Origin of the sequence: Lactobacillus equicursoris DSM 19284 = JCM 14600 = CIP 110162, assembly GCF_001434815.1 — a bacterium.
Lineage (GTDB): Bacteria > Bacillota > Bacilli > Lactobacillales > Lactobacillaceae > Lactobacillus > Lactobacillus equicursoris.
Map to the genome: position 1 here is coordinate 1 of NZ_AZDU01000059.1, position 8,379 is coordinate 8,379.

Below are 8,379 nucleotides of genomic sequence, written 5' to 3' on the forward strand. Positions count from 1 at the left end.
AATGACATTGTCCACGTGGAACTTCCTTTTTACTTTTTTTAATTTAATCTTCCCTTACCGCGCTCTCTTCAAAACGTGGTTCAAGCCATTCTTGAAGGCAAAGTACAGGATCGGAGTAATGATCGCGGTTGAGCAAGAATTGATTACCGTCGCCAGCATGCTCATGAAGGCTGCGGTCAAAGCCGGCGCAAAAGCCGTACCCGCCATCAAGGCTTCCACCACCGTGGTTGCGTATGAGGTAAAGATCTTGGTCACCCCAGCCACAATCGCCAAGATGATGATGTTCTTCGTACTGTCATTGTACTTCATAGCCTTGAAGATGGCTAACAAAACAATTGCCACAACCAAGGTTTCCAGCATGGTCAACCAGCTGGTCGCAGCGTAGCCATTCAAAAGATCAAAGCCGCCTAAGCCAATCACTCCGGCCAAGGCCCCATTGCGGAAGCCCAACAGCAATATTGCAACTGCCGTCAAGGTGTTGCCAAAGTGGATGAAGGGCCGGCCGACAATGGCTGGCAAAGGAATTCTTAGCAAAACTCCCACATAAATCATGGCCGCAAACAAGGCGGTCAGTACAATTGCTCTTAATGAATTCTCGTCATCGCGCATTCTTCTTTTCCCTCCTTATAATAGATGCACTAGTAATTAAACTGGTCCAGCAGCCAAGGCAGAGCCGCTGCGTAGTTGGGACCGAAGCGCTGGTCTTGCATGGGTGAAGTCGCCTGGATGGCCTTAGCCACGAACTGCCCTGCCACGTCGGCAGCCTTTTGCAAGTCAAATTCATGCATCAGCCCCGCTAGCAAGACGCTGGCAAAAAGATCGCCCGTCCCAAAGTAGTTGTAAGGCAGGCGGTCCTGCACATTCTCCCAGACTAGTCCGCCTCGGGTCAAGCCAAAGTTGGCAATCCGGTTATCTGGCAGGTTAACGCCAGTCAAAACTACCTTAGATAAGGCAAATTTTTGCGCCAGGCGCTGGGTTAAAACGCAGGCCCGGTGGGCATCAACGGAGCTGTCTGGTGCTTCGCTCAGCAAAAGCAGGGCTTCGGTCATATTTGGCGTCAAGATGGTCGCCCGCTTGGCTAGCCGCTGCATCTGCAAGACATAGCTCTCGTCAAAACCGCGGTAGAAACGGCCATGGTCGGCCATGGCAGGGTCCAGCAGGATCAGTTTGCCCTGCTTGGCGAAATCGCTAAGGCCGCTCTCCCATGCCCGGCTGGCTGCTTGGCCTAAATAGCCCAGGTAGACCGCGTCAAAGCTGATTCTTTCAGCCTGCCAGTGCTGCCAGATTTTTGGCAGTTCGCTGGACAAGTCCAACAAGGTATTGTCACCAAAACCGCCTGTGTGGGTGGACAAGAGGGCCGTCGGCAAGGCTGCGGTTGTCAGGCCACTGGCGCCTAAGATGGGCAACGCCACCGACATGGACACCTGCCCCACGCAGGATAGATCTTGACTGATTAATACTGACTTCATACGCTTCTCCTTCAGGCTTTTAGTAGCTCTATTATAGATTAAATTAAAATAAAAATGGAAGATTTACACTTATAATTTTACATTAGATTTATTCACTACTAGCATACTAATTTTCATGCAAAAAGAAAGCCAGCTGTTTACTGGAAACAACTGACTTTGGTTAGGAATGTGTTGTGTATGTATAAAATCAATGTAATGCTACATTGAGGAAAGAAAAATAAAAGAAATTTGGATGTTGCAACTTGTGGCTCTCCACAACCTCAAGCTACAAATTGTAATATACTCAACAAGTGTGACTAAAATGTGAACTTTTTCTTCATAAATCTTAAAGCATCTATTTTTAATTAAGTATTAGTTAATACTATCTTTTAGTTAGACTTGCTAACCAGTAACCAACTCATAAACGTAGCTGGTTTCGTTTGGCCGGTAGACCCCGTGCAAGGTACCCACGCGCTTAAAACCACTCTTTTTAATGAGGTGCTGCATTGGCAGATTATCCTCGTGGGTATCCACCCTGATGGACTTCACGTCGTTAAAGCCGCTAGTGAAGTAGCTAATGACCGCTTGGTAGAGCTTAGAAGCGTAGCCGTGGCCGGTGTGGTCGGAGTGAATGGCCACCCGATGAATAGTAACATAATCGTTGGTTTCTACCTGCCAGGCTCCATCCAGCTGGTCATAAGTTGTGTCTGGTGCAGGAACAATGCTCAAAGTGCCCACTGTTTCGCCATCTTCAGACTTAGCCAAGTAGGCATAGCCATGCTCGATATCCTCTTTAACGTGGTCTGGATTAGGGTAATCGCCCTGCCACTGGTCAATCCCCCGCTCAGCGAGTTGGTTTCGACCGTCCTTTAAGATGGCCATGACTTGGTCAAAGTCCGCCATTTCTGCTTTTCTAATCTGCATCCCCATGCCCTCTTTCTGTATAACTGTACTCAAAACAATAGATACAATTTTACCTAACTTTGACCCGTAAAGCAAATGACGCGCTTTTAGGCAAAAGTTAGACTGACTCCGGGAACTGAAAGTTATATTACATTTTTTCTAAAAAAGAGAAAAGTTTGTGTCAAGGTTTTGTAATATTCCCGCTATATAATAGAAGGTATCATATGGTGAAAAGGCAATACGCCTTTTCACGACAAAAATCTTTCAATGGGAGTATCGCAGATGTCAAAAAAAAAACTCTTTGGAATCATCTCCGCCTTAGCCGTTTCTCTGGCCTTCGCCGGCACCGCTAATGCCTCAACTACAAGCGCTAAGAGCCGGTCATACGGCGTGGATGTTTCCAGCTATCAATCAACTAGCACTACTAAGTACAGCAAAGCTAATGCTCAATTCGTTATCGTTAAGGTCAGCGAAGGGACCAGCTACCGCAACCCGAACGCTAAGGCTCAAGTAGCCAGTGCCAAGGCCCACAAACTCTTGCCAATGGCCTACCACTTCGCCAACTTCAGCTCCAGCACCAGCCGGGCCAAGGCTGAAGCCAACTACGCCATCGCTAGCGCCAAGGCCTTCAGCGTACCTAAGGGCTCATACCTGGCTTTGGACTGGGAAGCAAGCAGCAACAACGTAACGACTGGCAGCAAGAGTGCCAACACCGCCGCTATTTTGGCTTTCATGGCCAAGGTCAAGGCCGCTGGCTACCAACCCTTGCTCTACTCCGGCGCCTACCTTCTGAATAACAACATCAACACCAAAAGCGTGGTTGCCAAGTACCCGAACTCCCTCTGGGTTGCTTCATACGCTAGCGCCGGCCGAATCGACACGGCAAACTTTCACTACTTCCCATCAATGAACGGCGTTATCATTTGGCAGTTCACAGAAAACTGGAAGGGCCTGAACGTTGACGGCAACATCTCCCTGCTTCCGCTGTCAATCAGCGGCTCTGCTGCTTCAAGCTCAACCAAGAAGGCTTCCAGCCAGGCTCCAGTAAGCAAGACCAAGAAGACGGTAATGGCCAAGGCCTACGTTTACACGTCAGCTGGCAAAAGAACTCGCAGCTACAAGAGTGCCTACAAGACTGTTTACGTAATCGGCGGGATGGTTAAAATCGGCACTAATACCTACTACAAGATCGCTAACAATCAATACATCCGCGTAAGCAACGTTGACGGGACTGCCAAGAAGCTGGCCCACAACGCCTGGACTTACAACAGCAAGGGCAAGCGGGTTAAGTCTGTTGCCATCTTGAAGAAGGGCAACCAAGTCATTGTTTACGGTGGCAAGCGCAAGATCGGTAAGAAGACTTACTACCGGATCAACAAGGGTCGCTACATCAAGGCTACAAACGTTAAATGAAGCAAAAAATAAGCTAGACGAAAGTCTAGCTTATTTTTTCGCAATTTACTTGTTCTGTTTTTCTAGCCAGAAAGTAATTAGGGCAAAAACGATATTGCCTAGGGACCAGTAGTCAAAAAACTTCCCGTACATTCCATTGTAGATGAGCTCGGCTAGCGCCATGATCAAAGTCGCCACCAGTAAAAGGTTGGTCAGCTTGTGGTACTTAGCATTTCCAATCAAAACCATGGCGGCAATGAAGATCAAAATGGTCAACAGGTTGAAGCAGAGAAAAACTTCTGCGGATTTCGCTGCTTCAGTCGCATAGCCAAAGGTATAGGTTGGCCCGAGTGCGACCAGCCAGATGATCAGTAAGATTCGGTAAATCCAGTTTTTGTTCTTTTGTGTTAGCATCATGATTATGCTCCTAGTAACTTGTCACCTTATATACATATGATGGAGTAAAGCTATCTTTAAACCAGTGCCACATACCATGAGGTAAAATTACAGCACTTGGACCAGGAATTGGATACAACGCTTTGGAAGTTGCTCCTCTTTGATATGCAATATAAACATATTTCGAGCAATAACTTGGTGACTTTTGATACATGCTACTTGGGAATAAGTACCAAGGATTATCGTGGATGTACATATGGTGATAGGCATAAGATGCCGCATCATCTGCATACTTAGGATGATTCTTAATTCTAAAAACAGCTACATACTTTTTATTCCCTGAGTTTCGCTTAAAGAATGTTGCTTTTGAGGTATGCTCTGCTCGATGTCCTGGCCCAGTCATTTCCATAATGTATTTACTAGAAGATGCAATTGCCGCATGTCCAACATACTTACTAGTAATATTTCTACCGTAGCAAATTAGGATATCCCCTGCCTTCATTGAATACCCCTTTCGAGCCGAAACAGTTGAGAAAAAGCTAGTAAACAATGATGACGCATTGCTTTTATCCCCTGTAGCACTAACTGTTTCAGGCTCATCTGTCGCTTTCTGAAGCGGAACTTCATAATTATCCTCGGCAATATAATCAGCAAACGTAGTTCCAGGATGATTTGTACTGTATTCTACATATGAAGGAAAAACAGAGTCCTTACATAGGGAAAAAAACTCATCTTTAGTCATATTTTGGTCTGTCAAAATGCCTTTGCTTCTGCCTACTTCATAAGCTTGTTCAAACTCGTTTTGAGTAGTATCAGCCTTAACACTAGTTACCGAACAAGTAAGGCAACTAACGGCTATGCATACGGACACAGCCAACTTATTAATCTTCATGATTTACTTCCCATCTACAAAATTACATTCATACATCAGCATGCAAACAACATATAGTATCCTTTTCTTAGACTAATTATATGTCGTTAGAATTGATGTGGAATTAATTTTACATAAATGAAAATATTTTTGGATATGCGCTATACTTCTATATCAGTTGCTATTTTTTGATATCCCAGCTTTCTCAAGATTTTACTGATATGTTTGCTCTTTGCCTTGTCATGAAGTAGGATGGCTACATAATACTTTTCTAGCAACTTAATCAGGAACAACTTAGGTGTTCTTGGTAATTTATCTAGAAAAATAAATATTTCTTCCATTAAGCGATAATCTCCTCTAAAACTACACTCTCTAGCATAGCTAATAGAAATCATGCCTAGCACATACTGATATTCTGGATCTATTTGTTTTTCTCTTCCACTATATTCAGTCAAAATTTCTTTTATCCTTGCGCTTAAATAAGGCATAGAAAGAATGGGCATAACGTCATAAAAAAGCTTTAGTAAATTGAGATCTTTCACCCAATTGCTATCGCAAAGCACATCCAATTCGTCCATGGATACTGTTGACAAACAATCAAGGTTATTTTTCAATTTAGCAAGAACTATATTTCCGCTTAGCTTTAATTCTTTTGATTTACTCTTCTCTTGAATCACTTGATTAATTATTTCCATATCCTGAATATTGTTTTCGTAGAAAGCACAATCAAGGTGGTAACGCCATTTACCAGCTTCAGTATCTTTTTCATCAAGATCAATATCAAGATCATGTACGAATTGCACCATGGAAATACGGTTTGCATCTAATATTGCAAATAAGTCTCTTGCTTTAATATCTTGTAAATTTCGCTCTACCCTTGAATAACTTGCAATTGAAATTATTCCATTAGTCATTTCTTTTTCTGTCAGATTCAACTTTTTCCGTTCAAACTCCAAAGCCTCCCCTATCGTCATTTTCTTTCTCCTTACACTTACTTATTGTCTTCGCTTTCATCAATCACAAAGCAAGTATACAACTATAATTTTTTGATTTCCAGTTTTTCCAGCTTATTAAACTTTCTCTTATTCTACCGTGTTATTTTCTCAACTACATAGGCCATAATTCCACCACAGAGTCCGGCCACAATTATTCTTAAGGATGCACTCGAAATATACGGAGCAATTAAGTGATTAAAGACCACAGTAACCGCCATATAGCCGATAAAATAGATAAGCAGTCTATACTTTTTTCATAGGATTATTGCCATCCAACTCTATTTACTGATCGAATAAAGGTGATATAGCAATACTCCATTTTATTGCTCCAATTTATACAATACGTAACCGACGGCTCCTCCAAGTAGGCCACTTAGTAGTATATTTACAAATAAGTTTGAAACATGTGGTGATATTACGAAAGAGTAAAATTCACATAACACTGTAAATACTACTACATTTATTGGTATACGATATTTTTTCATAAACTACTGCCACCCCACTCTGTTTACTCGCCTAATAAAGAGATTATAGTCAACCCATACTCCGCTTTTAATACTATCCCCAACATATGATGCCACAGCAGGTGTAATCACTGCTATTGCTACAGTTGCTGCACCTCCAGTTACATATTCGCCAACTAGTGCTCCCAGTCCACCAATGACGCCTGATACGACAGCCTTCGTAAGTTTTTTATCCATATAAATCCGAATATAGTTCCAATGGTATGTTACCTTGTTAACACCATAATGGTACTTTTTCTTCTTCGCTTTTGCTCTGTTAAGAGAAATAACCTTTCTGCCATTTTCAGATACAGTGAATTCATTTGTTGCTTCTTTTGTTTCTTTATTAATTACAGAGCCAGATTTAGTTATCGAGGCATTAGTTTGCACAATTACTTGCTTTGCCGCTTCATATTCCTTTTCTGAGACTACAGACTTTGCCGCTTCATTCAATACATATTGATTATTTTCTACCGTAACATATTTGTCTAATCTATGTTGAGTAGATTCACTCAATATTTCAGGCACTTTTGACGTTACATTTTCAGTAGTAGCCGCACTAACCTCAGTTTTAAATGCTGGTACATTCGCCACTAACAAAAGAGCTGCAATGCTTACAATACCTAAATTTACAACTTTTTTATTTTTCTTCATAAAAGATTTCCTACTACTTCTTATTCTTGAGCCCAATATTACGCTCGCCAACATTAAAAGTCAATAATAAAATTCATCATTTCTTAATAAGAATGAAAAGGCGCACAATACTAGTTGATTGATTATAACCGTTTAGATTCAATTTTATTTTCTTCTTGTGTACTTTTATATTCATTATATACATCATTATCGCAGTTACTATACTATTATTGCATAAGTAAAAGAGATATACTTTCCTATAGAATGTATATCTCTTTTGTTTATTTTTTAGTGTGCTTTCTAATAACCGCTCGAACTGCCGCACAACTGTTGACTACGATTAGTGCAATACCAACAAAAATAATCTCAGTTTTCCAAAAATTATTAGTAGCTTCTTCAAAAGTTTCTTCCCCTGAAAGAAAAAAGCTATATGACTGATCTAGTACCCAAATAGTAATTACTATAATAGTAACAAGATTGATAATTAGCATGTCGCCGAGCCAACTATTACAGATCTTTTTAAATAGTCTTTTCATTAGGGAGAATCATCGTGCCTTTATGCCACATTTTCCAACTACCCATCCTAACGAGGCCCAACCGATTCCTGGAACTAATGAGCTTGCTATTTTTTCTGCTAGTTTTTTTGCGACCTTTTTTCCTAAACGTTTAGCAACTCTTTTAATTATTGCTTCTGATGCTTTTTTCCAGGCATGCGATCGTAGCAATTTCTCGATTTGGCGGCTATATAACGCTTTGGCAGTATTTTTCACTCCAATTATGCCGTATTGATTTAGGAGACATTTTCCAAATTTTTCTGCTGAAAAAAACGAAGATCCGTATAAAGCCTGAAGTTGTAGCTCCTTCTCTGTAGGTAATTCTAATTCTCCAGTCGCATATGAAAGCACCCCTTTTGATAATTCAACTTCGTCCATTCCTCTGTTGGCATCATATGCATCTTCAAAAGCTTGTGCTAACTTATCAATAGCCGAGTCTAACTGCTTTCTTGTCTCCTTAGTTGTATTATTTTTATTCACAGCTTTAGCATATGTAATATTAGTTAATCCACTGAAAAAAGCTGTTCCTAAAGTTACAGCTATAAGTATGCTATAAATAATCTTCTTCATGTATTTTCCTCACACATAATAAAAATATAATTTCAACAATACTTTTATCATACCATAATTAAAGCATAGCATACATTTACACAACAAAAAACCGGCACCTTCCGGTACCGGCTA

The 8,379-nt window shown here is 41.2% G+C and carries 10 protein-coding genes; 1 reads left to right on the forward strand and 9 read right to left on the reverse strand.

Annotated elements, in window-relative coordinates; all coding sequences use genetic code 11:
* Positions 1–54 precede the first annotated feature (54 nt).
* The 3 genes from FC20_RS08580 to FC20_RS08590 form a co-directional block, all read right to left on the reverse strand.
* Positions 55–609, reverse strand: coding sequence for an ECF transporter S component (locus FC20_RS08580; protein WP_008460360.1), 555 nt, complete (start codon positions 607–609; stop codon positions 55–57).
* Between the two features lie 29 nt (positions 610–638).
* Positions 639–1,469, reverse strand: a complete 831-nt coding sequence (locus FC20_RS08585) for a bifunctional hydroxymethylpyrimidine kinase/phosphomethylpyrimidine kinase (RefSeq protein ID WP_008460359.1) — start codon at positions 1,467–1,469, stop codon at positions 639–641.
* A 381-nt stretch (positions 1,470–1,850) separates the two neighbouring features.
* Positions 1,851–2,372, reverse strand: coding sequence for a GNAT family N-acetyltransferase (locus tag FC20_RS08590; RefSeq protein WP_039943283.1), 522 nt, complete (start codon positions 2,370–2,372; stop codon positions 1,851–1,853).
* 261 nt (positions 2,373–2,633) lie between these two features.
* On the opposite strand from FC20_RS08590, the gene FC20_RS08595 reads away from it, so the two are divergent.
* Positions 2,634–3,764 carry an SLAP domain-containing protein gene (locus FC20_RS08595; RefSeq protein ID WP_008460357.1) on the forward strand — a complete coding sequence of 377 codons (1,131 nt, stop codon included), beginning with the start codon at positions 2,634–2,636 and terminating at the stop codon, positions 3,762–3,764.
* Between the two features lie 45 nt (positions 3,765–3,809).
* On the opposite strand, the gene FC20_RS08600 is transcribed toward FC20_RS08595, so the two are convergent.
* From FC20_RS08600 to FC20_RS08625, 6 genes are all read right to left on the reverse strand, one after another.
* Positions 3,810–4,160 (reverse strand): hypothetical protein, encoded by a 351-nt coding sequence (locus FC20_RS08600; protein WP_008460356.1) that lies wholly within the window; start codon positions 4,158–4,160, stop codon positions 3,810–3,812.
* A gap of 10 nt (positions 4,161–4,170) precedes the next feature.
* Entirely contained in the window at positions 4,171–5,031 is an 861-nt protein-coding gene (locus FC20_RS10900) for a C40 family peptidase (protein ID WP_008460355.1), read from the reverse strand.
* Between the two features lie 140 nt (positions 5,032–5,171).
* Positions 5,172–5,984 carry a helix-turn-helix domain-containing protein gene (locus FC20_RS08610; RefSeq protein WP_008460354.1) on the reverse strand — a complete coding sequence of 271 codons (813 nt, stop codon included), beginning with the start codon at positions 5,982–5,984 and terminating at the stop codon, positions 5,172–5,174.
* Between the two features lie 509 nt (positions 5,985–6,493).
* Positions 6,494–7,162, reverse strand: a complete 669-nt coding sequence (locus tag FC20_RS08615; protein ID WP_008460353.1) for a hypothetical protein — start codon at positions 7,160–7,162, stop codon at positions 6,494–6,496.
* A 260-nt stretch (positions 7,163–7,422) separates the two neighbouring features.
* Positions 7,423–7,632 (reverse strand): hypothetical protein, encoded by a 210-nt coding sequence (locus FC20_RS10905; protein WP_236697658.1) that lies wholly within the window; start codon positions 7,630–7,632, stop codon positions 7,423–7,425.
* A gap of 54 nt (positions 7,633–7,686) precedes the next feature.
* The gene (locus tag FC20_RS08625; protein ID WP_008460351.1) at positions 7,687–8,265 is read right to left on the reverse strand and encodes a hypothetical protein; all 579 of its coding nucleotides are present in this window, start codon (positions 8,263–8,265) and stop codon (positions 7,687–7,689) included.
* Positions 8,266–8,379: the final 114 nt, after the last annotated feature.